The sequence below is a fragment of the Streptosporangium sp. NPDC000239 genome (assembly GCF_040300765.1).
Classification (GTDB): Bacteria; Actinomycetota; Actinomycetes; order Streptosporangiales; family Streptosporangiaceae; genus Streptosporangium.
Genome location: NZ_JBEPEI010000001.1, coordinates 519,164 through 535,012, shown reverse-complemented (window position 1 = coordinate 535,012; position 15,849 = coordinate 519,164). Strand labels below are relative to the sequence as shown.

Sequence of the window (15,849 nt, the reverse complement as noted above, 5' to 3'; positions counted from 1 at the left end):
TGACATCGGCGGCGGGTGTCCGGCCAGGTGCCCCGGCCATGCCCGGCACGGTCGTGTCCATACCTGGCCAATTCAGATCAGAACAGGTCAGATCAAATGACCCGCGTCGTGAACGGTCAGCGCGATCTGGACCCGGTTGTTCAGTTCCAGCTTCGTCAGCACCCGGGAGACATGCGCCTTGACCGTCGCCACGCTCATGTAGAGCTCGGCGGCGATCTCCGCGTTCGACCTTCCCCTGCCGACGGCGAGCGCGACGTCGCGCTCACGCTCGCTGAGCACCGCGAGCGACGCCCGCGCCTGCTCCCTGCGGGTGCCCGCGCCGACGTCGGAGACGTGCGCGATGAGCTGCCTGGTGACGGCGGGCGACAGGATCGGCTCGCCCGCGCCGACCCTGCGGATCGCGGCGACCAGGTCGGCCGGAGGGGTGTCCTTCAGCAGGAACCCCGCCGCCCCGGCCCGCAGGGCCCGGAGCACCTGGGCGTCGGCGTGGAAGGTGGTCAGCACGACCACCTCGGGAGGGGCGGGGGCGGCGCGCAGCCGCTCGGTCGCGGTCAGTCCGTCGACCCTGGGCATGCGGATGTCCATCAGCACCACGTCCGGCCGGTGCGCGGCAACCAGCTCCGGTACCTCAAGCCCGTCCCCCGCCTCGCCGACGACGAGCAGGTCGGGGGCGCCGCCGAGGATCATCGACAGCCCGGCCCTGACGAGGGCGTCGTCGTCCACGATCAGCACGCGGATCGCCTGACCCGCGGGCGGGGAACTCATGTCCGCCACGTTAACCACACCCCGTCACCTCGGCCGTCATCGCCCCGCCGTACGCCTCACGTGGCCCACGGCAGCCACGCGCTGAGCCGGAACCTGCCGTCCTCACCCACACCGTAGGCGAGGCGCCCGCCCACGAGCCCGGCCCGCTCGGTGAGCCCGATCAGCCCCGTCCCGCTGCCCGGGATGGCCCGCCCGGAGGTCGTGGGGTTGCCGATCTCGACGGTGAGCCCGTCTCCCGGCCCTCCCCTGACGGTGACGTCGACCGGGGCCGCGGTCGCGTGCTTGCGCGCGTTGGTCAGTCCCTCCTGGGTGATCCGGTAGACGTTCCTGCCGAGCCCTGCGGGCGCCCTGCCCGGCTCGGCCACCCGCATGTCGAGCGTCACCTCCATGCCCGCGAGCCTGGACTCCTCGACGAGGCCCTCCAGGTCGGCGAGGGTCGGCTGGGGCCGGTCAGGGGCGGTCTCCTCGCCGCCGAGCCGCAGCACGCCGATGACCTCCCGCAGGTCCTGGAGCGCCTGGTGCGCCCCCGTCCTGAGCACTCCCGCCGTCCTGACCAGGTCGTCGCGGGGGATGTCGGGGCGGTACTCCAGGGCCCCGGCGTGCACGCTGAGCAGCGACAGGCGGTGCGCGAGGGCGTCGTGCATCTCCCTGGCGATGCGCTCGCGCTCCATGTGCCTGGCCCGCTCGACCCGCAGCTCGGCCTCGACCTCCGCCCGTTCTGCGCGGTCGCGCAGCGAGAGCACCAGCTGGCGCCTCGCCCTGACGAACATGCCCCACATGATCAGCAGCAGGTAGGACAGCACCGAGAACGCCATCGCCCCCCAGTAGGAGACCTCCGGGTCGGGCCGCCACCACAGCTGGGGGACGAGTGCGAGGACGTGCAACCCGGTGATCGCGGCGACCGTCTTGAAGGGGCGGTGCACCGCGACCGTGAAGAGCGCCACGGCGACGGCTCCGGAGGCGATGCCCGAGGCGAGCGCGGCGGGCACCATGACGAGGGCCAGGCCGACCGGCCAGCGGCGCCGCAGCCACAGCAGCGCGCACGCGGCGGCCCCGACGATCTGGTCGGTGAGGACGACGGCGTACGGGGTCGAACCTCCGGGTCGCATGGCCAGCGCGGTGGCGAGCCCCAGCAGCGCGGCCACGACGAAGACGACGATGTCGACACCCCAGTCGCGGGCCGAACGCCGCGTCGGGGACCGCTCTCCCGCCAGGTCGCCGTGCAGGACCGCGGGCAGCAGCCACCGATACTCCGTCACGTTGTCCGAGGGTAGGACCCATCCGGAACGTCCGGTACCGACCAAAGTCGACGTTCCGCCGACTTTCGGCCGACGCGGCCCATCCGGTCCCCGCGTCACCATCGAGGGCATGAGAGCGACCCTGCGGATCCTCGGGAGCGTCTGCGTCGTCCAGGCCGCCGGCGGCGTGATCGGCGAGTTCGGGGGGCCGGGGAGCCTCGGCCGCGAGTGGTTCCTGGTGCACCGCGTGGGCCTGCTGGAGGGCTACGAGGTCTTCGCCTGCATCGTGCTCGGGGTGCTCGGGCTGGCGCTGTGGGCGGCGGGCGCGGCCGTACGGGACGAGTGAGCCCATCTGAGCCTCTCGTGCCCCATGGTGCCCGCGCGGTGAGATGAGGGTTACGTGAGGGTTGCCGGAACACCAAGGGGGAACGACGCCAGGCGGACCCCGGAGCGGTAAATGTCGGTCGATGCTCCTATGGTCGTGAGCCGTGGAGTACGCCGTGCAGGGGACGCTTGACGAACTGGGCACGCCGCTTGAGCAGATCACGTTCGTCGTGTTCGACCTGGAGACCACGGGGGTCTCCGCCGACGAGCACGCCATCACGGAGATAGGCGCGGTCAAGGTTCGCGGCGGTGAGGTGCTCGGCGAGTTCGGCACGCTGGTCGATCCGGGTTCACCGATCCCGCCTTTCATCTCGGTGCTCACCGGCATCACCGACGCCATGGTGACCGCCGCGCCGAGGATCGACTCGGTGCTGCCCTCCTTCCTGGAGTTCGCCAGGGGCGCCACGTTCGTCGCCCACAACGCGGGCTTCGACCTGTCGTTCGTCAGGGCGGCCTGCGCGGCCCTGGGCTACCCCCCGCCCGGCAATCCCGTGGTCGACACCGTCGTGCTGGCCCGCAGGCTGCTGACCCGCGACGAGGTCCCCAACTACAAGCTCTCCACCCTGGCCAGGGTCTTCAGCAGGACCGAGCCGTGCCACCGCGCGCTCGCCGACGCCAGGGCGACCGTGGACGTGCTGCACGCCCTGATCGAGCGGGCGGGCTCGTTCGGGGTGCACACGCTGGAGGAGCTGAAGGGCTTCGTGCGGGCGCCGACGCCCGAGCAACGCCGCAAACGCCACCTGGCCAACGGGGTGCCCGGCGAGCCGGGGGTCTACGTGTTCGAGGACGATCGGGGCGAGCCCCTCTACGTCGGCAAGAGCACCAACCTGCGCAACCGTGTCCGCAGCTACTTCACCGCCGCCGAGACCCGGCCGAGGATCCGCGAGATGGTCGCCGTCGCCGAGCGGATCAGGACCATCGTCTGCGCCACCCCCCTTGAGGCCGAGGTCAGAGAGCTCAGGCTGATCGGCTCGGCCAAACCGCGCTACAACCGCAGGTCGCGTTTCCCCGAGCGGATGGTCTGGCTCAAACTCACCGAGGAGCCCTTCCCCCGCCTGTCCGTCGTGCGCGAGGTCAAGGACGACGGGGCCGGATACCTCGGCCCGTTCGGCAGCGTCCGCGCCGCCGAGGACGCCCGCTCCGCGCTGCACGAGGCGATCCCCCTGCGCCGGTGCACGGAGCGGATCACCCTCCGCACGGGCCGGCCCGCGTGCGCACTGGCCGGGATCGGCCGGTGCGGCGCCCCCTGCGAGGGCCGTCAGAGCGTCGAGGAGTACGGCCTGCACGCCGCGGCCGCCCGCAGGGCGATGGAGCTGGACGCCTCGGAGGTCTTCTCCGCGATCGAGGCCAGGATGGAGCGCCTGTCCCGTGAGGAGCGCTACGAGGAGGCCGCGGCGGACCGCGACCGGCTGGCCTCCTACGTGCGCGTCTCGGCGCGCATGCAGCGGCTGCGCGGGCTGACCTCGCTGCCGCAGCTGGTCGCCGCGGCCCCGCTGACGGGCGGCGACTGGGAGATCCACGTCGTCAGGCACGGCAGGCTGGTCTCGGCCGGGGTGATGCCCAGAGGCGCCCACCCGACCCCGTTCGTGGACGCGCTGGTGGCGACGGCGGAGACCGTCGTGCCCGGTCCCGGCCCGGTCCCGGCCGCCGGGGCCGAGGAGACCGAGTGCGTGCTGCGCTGGCTGGAGGCCCCCGGGGTGCGGCTGGTGCAGGTCGAGGGCGGCTGGAGCCTGCCGATCGGCGGCGCCGGACGGTTCAGGTCCCGCATCGACCTGGCCTACCGCTCCCGTGAGCAGTACGGGGACGGCGAGGGCCGCAGGGGGCGCTGATAGCGTCGTGGGAGCAGTTCCCAACCAGGAGGAGAGCCAGTGGTCACCGCGATCGTGCACATCAACGCCGAGGTGGACCGGATCCCCGAGGTGGCCCAGACGATCGCCGAGCTCGACGGGGTGAGCGAGGTCTACTCCATAACCGGGGAGTACGACCTGCTGGCCATCGTCCGCGTCCCCGCCTACGAGCAGGTCGCCGAGGTCATCCCCGGCAGGCTGAACAAGGTGGCCGGGGTGCTGCGCACCGAGACGCACATCGCCTTCCGCACCTACTCCCGGCACGACCTCGAGGCCGCCTTCTCGATCGGCCTGGGCGAGTCGGACTGACCGGCCCCTCAGGTGGGCAGGCGGGCCCCCGGGCGTAGTTCGCCCGTTGTCGGCAGGCGGGCCCGCACCTCGAACCCCCCTTCGGGCATCGGCCTGGCCTCCAGGCTCCCGCCGAACATCGTGGCGCGCTCACGCATGCCGAGCAGCCCCGTCCCGGCGCCGGCCCCGGCGGGCGGAGGAACCACCTGGCCGTCGTCGCGGACGAGCACGTCGAGGAAGCCGGGACGCCAGCGCAGCGTGACATGGGCCGTACTGGCTCCCGCGTGCTTGAGCGTGTTGCCCAGCGCCTCCTGGACGATCCGGTAGGCCGCCAGTTCCAGGGTCAGGCCGACCTCCGCCGGGGACCCGTCCTCGACCACCTCGACCCGCAGGCCCGCCGTACGGACCTGGGTCAGCAGGTCGGACAGGTCGGACAGCCTTGGCTGGGGGTGCCTGGTCGCCGCGGGGGCGCCCTCGACGCTCAGCAGGCTCAGGATCCGCTGTAACTCGACGAGCGCCTGACGGCCCGACTCCTCGGCGACGCGCAGTGTCTCGCGGGCCCTCGCGGGGTCCTTCTCCATGATCATCCGGCCCGCGCCGACGCCGAGCGTCATCATGCTGACCCCGTGGGCGACCACGTCGTGCAGTTCCCCGGCGATGCGGGCGCGCTCCCGCATCGCCGCGGCACGGCTCAGCGCCTCCCGCTGCCCGGCCAGCCTGGTGCGCTCGGCGGCCAGGCTCAGCAGCAGCAGGCGTCGCTCACGCGCCAGCCTCGCCGCGGCCAGCGAGAGGCAGACGACCGCGAGGACAAGCAGGCCGAGCGCCACTCGCCAGGCAGGAAGGTCAACACGCCACATGGGCGCAATCTAGGGCGGCCACGACCAGCGCGACATCCCCTCACGGGAGGATCTTGCGTCCGCCCGGGAGGGGAGGACTCGCGGATCAGGGCGTTTTCAGAGCCTGGCTGACCTCGACCCAGCGGTCGAGGAGCGCCCCGGCCTCGCCGGAGTCGACGGCCTGTCCCGCCCTGGCGTAGGCGCCCGCCATCGCGGCGTCCAGGTCGTCGCCCGCGGCGTCGTAGGCGACCAGGGCCGCGGCGGCGTTGAGCAGCACCGCGTCGCGGACCGGCCCGGTCTTGCCGCCCAGCAGGTCGCGTACGGCCTGCGCGTTGAAGGCCACGTCCCCGCCGCGCAGCGCGTCCTGGTCGGACCTGGGGATGCCGAGCACGGCCGGGTCGAAGACGGTCTTCCTCGCGGTGCCGTCACGCACGATCCAGACGGTCGAGGTCGTCGCGGTGGTGAGCTCGTCGAGACCGTCGTCGCCCCTGAAGACCAGGGCGGAGACGCCGCGCTCGGCGAACACGCCGGCGACCACGGGGAGCATGATCGGGTCGAAGATGCCGATGGCCTGGGCCTGCGGCCTGGCGGGGTTGGTCAGCGGCCCGAGGAAGTTGAAGACGGTCGGGATGCCGAGTTCCTTGCGCGCCGGCCCGACGAAGCGCAGCGCCGGGTGGTAGACGGGCGCGAAGCAGAAGGAGATGCCCGCCTCGACGGCGACCCTGGCGGTGTTCTCCGGCGTCAGGTCGAGCACGACTCCCAGGTGCTCCAGCACGTCGGCGGCCCCGCAGAGGGAGGAGGCGGCCCTGTTGCCGTGCTTGACGACCCGGGCGCCGGCCGCGGCGGCCACGATGGCGGCCATCGTGGAGACGTTGACGGTGTGGGCACGGTCGCCACCGGTGCCGACAACGTCGACGACGGGCCCCTCGACCGTCAGCGGGGTCGCCCGTTCCAGCATGGTGCGCGTCAGCCCGGTCAGCTCGGCGACCGTCACCCCCTTGGCCCGCAGCGCCACGGCGAAGCCCGCGATCTGCACGGAGGTCGCCGAACCGGACATGATCTCGTTCATCGCCCAGGAGCTCTCGTCCGCGGTGAGGTGCTCACCCGCGAGCAGGGCGGACAACAACGCGGGCCAGGTGGTGCGCGCGTCCATGTGGGGTCTCCAGAGGGGTTCGGTCTACCGGGCGGTCAGGCGGGTCGACAGGCGGCGGCGCATCAGGTCGGCGACGGTGTCGGCCAGCACGACCGGGTCGATCGGCTGCGGCACGACGGCCTCGGCGCGGGACCACTCGGCCAGCCACCGGTCGTCGCGGCGGGCGATCAGCAGGCAGATCGGCGGGCAGTCGTACACCTCGTCCTTGGCCTGCCTGGCGACCCCCATGCCTCCCGCGGGCTGGGTCTCGGCGTCGAGCACGGCGACGTCGATCTCACCCGAGTCGAAGTGCTGGACGACCTTCGCGTGGGTGGCGCACTCCACGATCTCCACGAGGGGCACGTCGGCGGCGGGACGCCTGCCGATCGCCTGCCGCACCTTCTCGCGAGTGCTCGCGTCGTCGCTGTAGACGAGGACCCTCATCTTGTCGTCGGTGCTCACGGTGGCGCTCACTATCCCTTGTCGATGTATGGTCACCTGGGATGGTACCGGGCGGCTCGCCCGGAGACCCAGACCGGACGCATCCATGAGATAAATGCGCCATAAGCCCGGTTTTAGGGAGCGCGGGGACCCCCTAGTGGGGGGTCGTGCGGCGACCCGACCAGGAGAACCGCAATAATGCTGCCCGTGGCGACAGCATCCGCAATATCAACGACGACGACAGCGCATTCGTCCCGCAGGCCAGACCTGGTCAGCGTCGGGACGATCGTCTGGCTGTCCTCTGAGCTCATGTTCTTCGCGGCGCTGTTCGCGATGTACTTCACCATCCGGTCGGTCAGTCTCGGCCAGGGTCTCCCCTGGCCGGAGGCTCACTTGAACGTCCAGTTCTCGCTGGTCAACACGATCATTCTGGTCCTGTCGAGCGTGACCTGTCAGCTGGGCGTGTGGGCGGCTGAGAAGGGCCAGGTCGCCAAGCTGCGCTTCTGGTACATCGTCAGCTTCCTGATGGGTGCCGTGTTCGTCGCCGGCCAGCTGTACGAGTACAGCCAGCTGGTCGAGGAGGGGCACACCCTGTCGCACTCCGCGTACGACTCGGTGTTCTACCTGACCACGGGCTTCCACGGCCTTCACGTGACCGGTGGACTGATCGCGTTCCTGTTCATGCTGGGACGCACGTACGCCGCGAAGCGCTTCACCCGTGAGCAGGCGACCAGCGCCATCGTCGTGTCCTACTACTGGCACTTCGTCGACGTGGTCTGGATCGGCCTTTTCGTGACCATCTACGGCATTCATTAAGGAATCGGGGATCTCTGTGAATAGGATCACCGCTGGGCGGCGGCATCCCCTCGCGAGATACGCCGTCCTGCTTCTTGCCCTTGGGCTGCTCGGGGGGTTCTACACCCTCGCGGCTCCGACGAGCGAGCGGGCTGACGCGGCCATCGCGTCCGGCAGGGCCGACGACGTCGCCGAGGGTAAGAAACTCTTCGAGCAGAGCTGCTCCAGCTGCCACGGCCTCAGCGCCGAGGGCACCAAGAACGGCCCGACGCTCGTCGGCGTCGGCGCAGCCGCCGTGGACTTCCAGGTCAGCAGTGGCCGTATGCCCCTGGCCAACCCCGGCGCCCAGGCCCCGCGCAAGCCGACGGCGCCCTGGGTCAACGAGGACACCGTCCGGCAGCTCTCCGCCTACATCCAGTCGCTGGGCGGCGGTCCCACCGTCCCCGCCGACGAGCAGGTCGACCCGGCCAAGGGTGACAAGTCGAAGGGTGGCGAGCTGTTCCGCGCGAACTGCATCCAGTGCCACAACTTCGTCGGCGCCGGGGGTGCCCTGACCCAGGGCAAGTACGCCCCGCCGCTGAACGAGGCCACCCCGAAGCAGATCTACGAGGCCATGGTCACCGGCCCGCAGGCGATGCCGGTGTTCAACGACAGCATCATCACCCCCGACCAGAAGCGGGACATGATCGCCTACATCGTGGGCGTGCGTGACGAGCCCAACCCGGGCGGCGCCGGCCTCGGCCGCATCGGTCCGGTGACCGAGGGTCTCGTGGCCTGGATCGCGGGCATCAGCCTGCTCGCCCTGGCCGCTATCTGGATCACCGCCAAGAAGCGACAGGCCCACCAATGACAGACAACAACCACGACATCGAACAGCCCGAGGGGCGCGTGCCACACCGCGTCATCGGCACCCCGGCGCCCGCGACGGCCACCTCCCTGCTGGGCGAGGAGGAGCGCACCGAAGCCGCAGCCGACGTCCCGGGTGTGAACCTGCAGGACGAGCAGACCGCCAGGAAGGGTGAGCGGGCCGCGGCCCTGTGCTTCCTCATCACCTTCCTGGCCGCGGTCGCCTTCGTCGCCTCCTACGTGATCTTCCAGGTGGGCGACGTCGAGACGACCAAGACCTCGACCCTGGCGCTGGGCGGCTCGCTGACCCTGGCGCTGCTGTCGCTCGCGGCGGGCATCGTGTTCTGGGTCCGCATGGTCATGCCGAAGTACAGCCTGGTCCAGGAGCGCCACACGATGGCCTCCTCCTCCGAGGTCAGGGGGCAGGTCGGCGAGACCTTCCTGCAGGGCGCCGCCGAGAGCGGCATCACCAAGCGGCCGCTGCTGCGCCGTACGCTCCTGCTGGCCGCCGCCCCGCTGGGCGTGCTGCCGATAGTGCTGCTGCGCGACCTCGGCCCGCGCTACAAGAACTTCCCCGAGAAGCTGCGGCACACCGTCTGGGGCGAGAAGACCAAGGACGGCAAGGACCGCAGGCTCGTCGTCGAGGGAACCGGCGCGCCGATCCGCGCGGCCGACTTCAACTCCCCCGGCGGCATCCTGTCGGTCGTGCCCGAAGGTTACGAGCACGACCTCGACGCCCTGGCCAAGGCCACGCTGATCCTGATCAAGTTCCGCCCGGAGGAGATCAAGTCCGGGACGAACAAGAACTGGACGCACGACGGGATCGTGGCGTACTCCAAGATCTGCACGCACGTCGGCTGCCCCGCGGCCCTGTACGAGCAGACCACCCACCACATCCTGTGCCCGTGCCACCAGTCCACCTTCGACGCCGCGGACGGCGCCAAGGTGATCTTCGGTCCGGCCGCCAGGCCGCTGCCCCAGCTGCCCATCGCCGTCGACAGCGAGGGCTACCTGGTCGCCACGGCCGACTTCGCCGTCCCGCCGGGACCCAGCTTCTGGGAACGCGGCGACGCCGAGGCCGAGGTCCGTGAGAAGGGAGGCCACGCATGAGCACCGGAACGGTTCCGAAGCCCATCGCGGGCGCGAGCGGTTTCCTCGACGACCGGCTCGGCGCGGGAAACTTCCTCAAGCGCAACCTGCGCAAGGTGTTCCCCGACCACTGGTCGTTCCTGCTGGGTGAGATCGCGCTCTACTCGTTCATCATCCTGCTGCTGACCGGCACCTTCCTGACGTTCTTCTTCAAGCCCTCCATGGCGCACGTCGTCTACGAAGGCTCCTACGAACCGCTCAAGGACGTCACGATGTCCGAGGCGTACGCCTCGGCTCTGCAGATCAGCTTCGACGTGCGCGGTGGTCTGCTGATGCGGCAGATGCACCACTGGGCGGCCCTGCTGTTCGTCGCCGGCATGATGGTGCACGCGCTCCGTGTGTTCTTCACCGGTGCGTACCGCAAGCCGCGCGAGCTGAACTGGCTCATCGGCGTGCTGCTGCTGACGCTGGCGCTGGCCGAGGGCCTGACCGGCTACTCCCTGCCCGACGACCTGCTCTCCGGCGCGGGTCTGCGCATCACCGAGGGTGTGGCGATCTCGCTGCCGCTGGTCGGCACCTGGATCACCTTCTTCCTCTTCGGCGGCGAGTATCCCGGCGAGGACGTGATCTCCCGGTTCTACTCGCTGCACATCCTGCTCATCCCCGGCATCCTGCTCGCGCTCATCTCCGCCCACATGGTCCTCATGTGGGTGCAGAAGCACACCCAGATGCCGGGCAAGGGACGCACCAACGAGAACGTGGTCGGCGCGCCGTTCTACCCGGCCTTCATGGCCAAGGCGGGCGCGTACTTCATGTTCACGTTCGGCGTGATCGCGCTGCTGGGCACCTTCGCCCAGATCAACCCGATCTGGCTGTTCGGTCCCTACACGCCCGCCGACATCTCGGCGGGTTCCCAGCCCGACTTCTACATGGGCTTCCTTGAGGGCTCGCTCCGTCTGATGCCCTCCTGGGAGATCAACGTCCTGGGCTTCACGCTGCCGATGAGCGTGCTGATCCCGGCGCTGGTCCCGATGGGCATCATCATGACCGGCCTGGCCCTGTATCCCTTCCTGGAGCAGTGGGTCACCGGGGACCGCAGCGAGCACCACGTCGCCGACCGTCCCCGCAACAACCCGCACCGCACCTCGATCGGCATCTCGGCCATCACGTTCTACGGTGTGCTGTGGCTGCTGGGCGCGAACGACGAGATCTCCTCGGTCTTCCACGTCTCGCTCAACTGGACGACCTACATCGGCCGGGTCCTGGTCTTCCTCGGCCCGCTGGTGGCCTACATCGTCACCTACCGGATCTGCCTCGGCCTGCAGCGCAGCGACGCGGCGATCATCGGGCACGGCGTGGAGTCGGGTGTCATCAAGCGTCTGCCCCACGGTGAGTACATCGAGGTCCACGTTCCGCCGGAGTCCTCCATCGAGGCGCACCTGCGGGGCAAGGCCCCGGTTCCGACCATCGCCGGGACCGACACCGACAAGGACGGCATCCCGCCCAAGGGGATGCGCGGCCCGCTCGGCAGGCTCCGCGCCAAGATGAGCAAGGCCTACGGCGGCGAGAAGATCCCGCTGGACGACGGCCACGGTCACGGCGTCGAGCACGGCGAGCACGCGCAGGTCGGCTCGGGCGGGGACGACAGGTCCCTGACCCACTAGAGGCCGTCACAAGCTTCGCCACACGACGGGGCCCGGACACCGATCAGGTGTCCGGGCCCCGTTGTCTGTCTCCGCCCGGAGCCGGCGACGAGCCCCGCCCGCCCTGGGACGCCCCTGTACGGCTCACGGAGCCCCGGAAACGGCCTGGCCGCATTCCTGACCCGAGAGCCGCAAAAGGCCTCTCAGCGGCCTTCAGGCGTCACAGGGAGTCGGTGGTGAAGTACTTGACGCTGCTCCACTTCAGCCACTGCTTCCAGTCCTCCTGCCAGTGGCCCCAGCCGTTGGTCGGCTCAAGCGGGCGAGGGGTGCCCGTGATGATGATCGGGTCACCGATGAGGGTGTTGTTGATGAACCAGACGGCGTTGTCCGGGCTGACGTTGACGCAGCCGTGACTGACGTTGGAGTACCCCTGGGAGCCGACCGACCACGGGGCGCTGTGCACGTACTCGCCGCTGTTGGAGATGCGGACGGTGTTGTAGACGGTCATCTGGTAGTAGCCGGGAGAGCCGGGGCCGATGCCGGGCGAGGTCATGATGGTCACCGGCTCCCTGGACATGGCCAGGTGCACGCCGCTGGTCGTGTAGTACTTCCAGGCGCCGCCCTGGCCCGCGCTCATCGGGATCTGCCTGACGACCTTGCCGTTGCGCCTGACGGTCAGGTGGTGGGTCTGGGTGCTGCCCCGGGTGATCTGGGAGCGGCCGACCCTGAAGCGGATGCTCTGGTTCTGCTTGCCGTACACGCCCCTGCCGCCCCTGACGCCCTCAAGGTTGGCGTCGACGCGGACGGTGGTGTTGGCGGGCCAGAACGTCTTGGGGCGGAAGTGCACGGTCTTGTCGTCGAACCAGTGCCAGGCCCCGAGGACCGGCTTCGAGGAGCGGATCGCCAGGTTGCGCTCGACCTCGACGCGGTCGGTGATGGGCTGGTCGAAGGTGATCATGACCGGCATGCCGACCCCGACCGTCAGGCCCGTCAGCTCCTTGTCGGGGAGGAACTCCTTGATCTCGAAGGTCTTCTCCGCCTTGACCGTGGAGAAGGAGGTGTGGGTCTCGCTGACCTTTCCTCCCGGGTTCACCGCGACCGCGGTGACCTCGTAGGTCGTCCCCGGCAGCGCGGTGTCCTGACTGTGCCACTGGGTCCCGTCGGCGCTCAGCACACCCGTCAGGGAGTTCCTGGGGCCCTTCACGGTGACGTTCCTGAGTGTCCCCCCGCTGGCCGCCACCAGGACGGTCGCGTGGGTGGGCACGTTGCCCGCCCTGTCGAGGGGGACCACACTGACCGCCGCGTCCGCGTGCGACACGGGTCCCGCCGGCCCGCGCGCGGCGGTGGTGGAACCGTCCGAGCATGAGGCCACCAGTAGCAGGGCCAGTAGCCCGGCCCCCGGAATCGAACCACGCATCGTCTGTCCCACGTGCCCCACGTGTACTCCCCTGTTCAGGACCGGTCCGGTGATCCTGTTATTACCCGTAGTAAGCGGAGCGCCACATATGGCGATGGGTGTGGGTCCCCAATAAACACCAAAAAACGGGCCACGGAATCTCCGTGGCCCGTTTCCGGAAGCCTGGGGTGGCGACGCGCTCAGTGCGAGAAGTGACCCCGGTAGTACTCGAAGACGAACCCGATCATGCTCATGATGACCGCGAACACACCGATCAGGAACAGCCACCAGCCGATGACCAGGCCGACCGCGGTGAGCGAGACGGCCAGGCAGACGAACAGCGGCCACCAGCTGTGCGGGCTGAAGAAGCCGAGTTCCCCCGCGCCGTCGCTGATCTCGCCCTGCTTGTCGTCCTCAGGCTGCTCGCCGATGCGGCGGGCGGTGTACATGAGGTAGTAGCCGATCATGAAGGCGAAGCCGACCGAGATCGCCATCGCCGTCGTGCCGACCGGTTCCCTTGACCAGAACCAGTAGACGACGTCCACCGCGGCGAAGAAGATGCCGCAGAGGATGAACAGCCAGCCCTGGACCTTCATCGGTTGTCCTCCAGCTCACGCGAGGCCGAGGTGATGTGCGGGTACTTGAGGTCGAACGCGGGGCGCTCGGACCTGATGCGCGGCAGCGAGGTGAAGTTGTGCCGCGGCGGCGGGCAGGAGGTCGCCCACTCCAGCGAGTTGCCGTAGCCCCACGGGTCGTCCACCGTGACCTTGGGGGCGGACTTGTGGGTCCGCCACACGTTGTACAGGAACGGCAGCGTCGATGCGCCCAGCAGGAACGCGCCGACCGAGGAGACCATGTTCAGGTTGGTGAAGCCGTCGGCCGGGCTGTAGTCGGCGTAGCGGCGCGGGAAGCCGGCCGCGCCGAGCCAGTGCTGCACCAGGAACGTGGTGTGGAAGCCGATGAACAGCGTCCAGAAGTGGACCTTGCCCAGCGTGTCGTTGAGCATCTTGCCGGTGAACTTGGGCCACCAGAAGTAGAAGCCCGCGAACATCGCGAAGACCACGGTGCCGAAGACGACGTAGTGGAAGTGGGCCACCACGAAGTAGGAGTCCGACACCTGGAAGTCCAGCGGCGGCGAGGCCAGGATGACGCCGGTCAGACCACCGAAGAGGAAGGTCACCAGGAAGCCGATCGAGAACAGCATGGGCGACTCGAACGACAGGTGTCCCCGCCACATCGTGCCGATCCAGTTGAAGAACTTCACTCCGGTCGGGACCGCGATGAGGAACGTCATGAAGGAGAAGAACGGCAGCAGCACCTGGCCGGTCGGGAACATGTGGTGCGCCCACACGGTGATCGACAGACCGGCGATGGCGATGGTCGCGCCGACCAGGCCGATGTAGCCGAACAGCGGCTTGCGGCTGAAGACCGGCAGGATCTCCGTCACGATGCCGAAGAACGGCAGCGCGATGATGTACACCTCGGGATGGCCGAAGAACCAGAACAGGTGCTGCCAGAGCATGGCACCACCGGTGGCCGAGTCGAAGATGTGCGTGCCGAGCTTGCGGTCGGCCTCGAGCGCCAGCAGCGCGGCGGCCAGCACCGGGAAGGCCATCAGCACCAGGATCGAGGTGAGCAGGATGTTCCAGGTGAACATCGGCATGCGGAACATCGTCATGCCCGGAGCGCGCATGCACACGATCGTGGTGATGAAGTTCACCGAGCCGAGGATCGTGCCCAGACCGCTGATGGTCAGACCGACGATCCACAGGTCGCCACCGATACCGGGCGAGTGGATCGCGTCCGACAGCGGGGCGTAGGCGAACCAGCCGAAGCTGGCCGCGCCGCCCGGGGTGAGGAAGCCCGACAGGGCGATGGTGCTGCCGAACAGGAACAGCCAGTAGCTGACCATGTTCAGACGCGGGAAGGCCACGTCCGGGGCGCCGATCTGCAGCGGCATCAGCTCGTTGGCGAAGCCCGCGAACAGCGGCGTCGCGAACATCAGCAGCATGACCGTGCCGTGCATGGTGAACAGCTGGTTGAACTGCTCGTTGCTGGTGAGCTGCAGCCCCGGCTGCGCCAGCTCGGCCCGCATGATCAGCGCCATCACGCCGCCGATCAGGAAGAACACGAACGAGGTGATGAGGTAGAGGTGTCCGATGATCTTGTGATCGGTGGACGACATCCACTTCGCGACGACCGAGCCCTTGCGGGTCGTCACCGGGGTCAGAGCGATGGGCTCTTGAAGTGCGGTCACTGGGCACCCGCCTGACTAGCGATGTACTTGTCGAACTCGGCTGGGCTGACGAGTTCCACGTAGAAGAGCATCCGGCTGTGGTCGGTACCGCACAGCTCGGCGCAGCGGCCCGCGAACACACCGGACTTGTTCAGGGTCTCGACCTCGAACTTGTTCTCCACTCCGGGGATGACGTCCCGCTTGAAGTGGAAGGCGGGAACCCAGAAGGAGTGGATGACGTCGGGCGAGACGAGGTCGAACTCCACCTTCTTGCCCGCGGGAAGCACCAGCCGCGGGCCCTGGCGGTAGTCGCTGACGGGCATGCCGACCACTTCGGCCTTCTTGCCGTTGTAGTCGGTGGTGAAGCGCCAGCTCCACTGGAAGCCCTCGACCTTGACCTTGACGTCGGCCTTGCCGGAGACGGCGTTGATGTAGTTCTGGTCCCGCGCGGTGAAGTAGAAGAAGACGCCGACCATGATGATCGGCACAACCGTGTAGAGGATCTCGATCGGGAGGTTGTAGCGCACCTGCGGAGGCAGGCTCTCCTTGGAGTTCTTCCTCTTACGGTGGAAGGCCACGGACCACAGGATCAGGCCCCACACGACCAAACCGGTGGCGAGTGCCGCGATCCAGGAGCCGTTCCACAGGCTCTGGACGGTATCGGCCTGCTTGGTGATGCCCTCGGTCATACCGCCACGAGACCACTCCCCGGCGATGTTCTCAGCACTGCACGCCGACACGGAAACCAGCAGCAGCGCCAGAGCGGCAGCGCGTGGCACCCGGCGGCGGGCCAACGGACGCCGTGCGGAACGGCGGGTCGGACTCACGGATCGCCTACCCCACAGATGAAGCCCAGAAATCGCTCCTGGGCGGTCGTTTGTTCATGTTCACAACTTGTAGTTCACAGCTTTAC

General features: G+C 69.1%; 16 protein-coding genes. 7 read left to right on the top strand and 9 right to left on the bottom strand.

The window, feature by feature from the left end; translation table 11 throughout:
* Positions 1-87 precede the first annotated feature (87 nt).
* A complete protein-coding gene (locus ABT340_RS02460; protein WP_352008850.1) occupies positions 88-765 on the bottom strand; it encodes a response regulator in 678 nt (225 codons plus the stop codon).
* A gap of 56 nt (positions 766-821) precedes the next feature.
* A complete protein-coding gene (locus ABT340_RS02455) occupies positions 822-2,024 on the bottom strand; it encodes a sensor histidine kinase (RefSeq protein WP_352008849.1) in 1,203 nt (400 codons plus the stop codon).
* 109 nt (positions 2,025-2,133) lie between these two features.
* On the opposite strand from ABT340_RS02455, the gene ABT340_RS02450 reads away from it, so the two are divergent.
* From ABT340_RS02450 to ABT340_RS02440, 3 genes are all read left to right on the top strand, one after another.
* Positions 2,134-2,349 carry a hypothetical protein gene (locus ABT340_RS02450; RefSeq protein WP_352008848.1) on the top strand — a complete coding sequence of 72 codons (216 nt, stop codon included), beginning with the start codon at positions 2,134-2,136 and terminating at the stop codon, positions 2,347-2,349.
* Between the two features lie 142 nt (positions 2,350-2,491).
* The gene (locus ABT340_RS02445) at positions 2,492-4,216 is read left to right on the top strand and encodes a DEDD exonuclease domain-containing protein (protein ID WP_352008847.1); all 1,725 of its coding nucleotides are present in this window, start codon (positions 2,492-2,494) and stop codon (positions 4,214-4,216) included.
* A gap of 39 nt (positions 4,217-4,255) precedes the next feature.
* Positions 4,256-4,543 carry an Lrp/AsnC family transcriptional regulator gene (locus ABT340_RS02440; protein WP_352007292.1) on the top strand — a complete coding sequence of 96 codons (288 nt, stop codon included), beginning with the start codon at positions 4,256-4,258 and terminating at the stop codon, positions 4,541-4,543.
* An 8-nt stretch (positions 4,544-4,551) separates the two neighbouring features.
* On the opposite strand, the gene ABT340_RS02435 is transcribed toward ABT340_RS02440, so the two are convergent.
* From ABT340_RS02435 to ABT340_RS02425, 3 genes are all read right to left on the bottom strand, one after another.
* Positions 4,552-5,379 (bottom strand): sensor histidine kinase, encoded by an 828-nt coding sequence (locus tag ABT340_RS02435; protein ID WP_352008846.1) that lies wholly within the window; start codon positions 5,377-5,379, stop codon positions 4,552-4,554.
* Positions 5,380-5,464: 85 nt separating this feature from the next.
* Positions 5,465-6,511, bottom strand: coding sequence for an anthranilate phosphoribosyltransferase (gene trpD / locus ABT340_RS02430; protein ID WP_352008845.1), 1,047 nt, complete (start codon positions 6,509-6,511; stop codon positions 5,465-5,467).
* 24 nt (positions 6,512-6,535) lie between these two features.
* Positions 6,536-6,934 carry a response regulator gene (locus ABT340_RS02425; protein ID WP_352009452.1) on the bottom strand — a complete coding sequence of 133 codons (399 nt, stop codon included), beginning with the start codon at positions 6,932-6,934 and terminating at the stop codon, positions 6,536-6,538.
* Positions 6,935-7,129: 195 nt separating this feature from the next.
* Here ABT340_RS02425 and ctaE point away from each other — a divergent pair, with 195 nt between their 5' ends.
* Genes ctaE through qcrB form a run of 4 tightly spaced genes read left to right on the top strand, consistent with a single transcriptional unit; the run spans position 7,130 to position 11,325 of the window.
* Positions 7,130-7,747 (top strand): aa3-type cytochrome oxidase subunit III, encoded by a 618-nt coding sequence (gene ctaE / locus ABT340_RS02420; RefSeq protein ID WP_352008844.1) that lies wholly within the window; start codon positions 7,130-7,132, stop codon positions 7,745-7,747.
* Between the two features lie 16 nt (positions 7,748-7,763).
* Positions 7,764-8,576: a cytochrome bc1 complex diheme cytochrome c subunit gene (qcrC, locus tag ABT340_RS02415; RefSeq protein ID WP_352008843.1), complete on the top strand. Its 813-nt coding sequence runs from the start codon at positions 7,764-7,766 to the stop codon at positions 8,574-8,576.
* Positions 8,573-9,682, top strand: coding sequence for a cytochrome bc1 complex Rieske iron-sulfur subunit (gene qcrA, locus ABT340_RS02410; RefSeq protein ID WP_352008842.1), 1,110 nt, complete (start codon positions 8,573-8,575; stop codon positions 9,680-9,682). Before qcrC ends, qcrA begins: the two co-directional genes overlap by 4 nt.
* Positions 9,679-11,325 carry a cytochrome bc1 complex cytochrome b subunit gene (qcrB, locus tag ABT340_RS02405; protein WP_352008841.1) on the top strand — a complete coding sequence of 549 codons (1,647 nt, stop codon included), beginning with the start codon at positions 9,679-9,681 and terminating at the stop codon, positions 11,323-11,325. Before qcrA ends, qcrB begins: the two co-directional genes overlap by 4 nt.
* A 199-nt stretch (positions 11,326-11,524) precedes the next feature.
* Here qcrB and ABT340_RS02400 read toward each other — a convergent pair whose 3' ends face one another.
* From ABT340_RS02400 to ctaC, 4 genes are all read right to left on the bottom strand, one after another.
* Entirely contained in the window at positions 11,525-12,721 is a 1,197-nt protein-coding gene (locus ABT340_RS02400; RefSeq protein WP_352008840.1) for a L,D-transpeptidase, read from the bottom strand.
* Positions 12,722-12,900: 179 nt separating this feature from the next.
* On the bottom strand, positions 12,901-13,296 hold the full coding sequence (locus ABT340_RS02395) for a cytochrome c oxidase subunit 4 (RefSeq protein WP_352008839.1): 396 nt from the start codon (positions 13,294-13,296) through the stop codon (positions 12,901-12,903).
* Positions 13,293-14,957 carry an aa3-type cytochrome oxidase subunit I gene (ctaD, locus tag ABT340_RS02390; RefSeq protein ID WP_449343614.1) on the bottom strand — a complete coding sequence of 555 codons (1,665 nt, stop codon included), beginning with the start codon at positions 14,955-14,957 and terminating at the stop codon, positions 13,293-13,295. The genes ABT340_RS02395 and ctaD overlap by 4 nt, the downstream gene beginning before the upstream one ends.
* Positions 14,954-15,715, bottom strand: a complete 762-nt coding sequence (ctaC, locus tag ABT340_RS02385; RefSeq protein ID WP_502992426.1) for an aa3-type cytochrome oxidase subunit II — start codon at positions 15,713-15,715, stop codon at positions 14,954-14,956. The genes ctaD and ctaC overlap by 4 nt, the downstream gene beginning before the upstream one ends.
* Positions 15,716-15,849 lie beyond the last annotated feature (134 nt).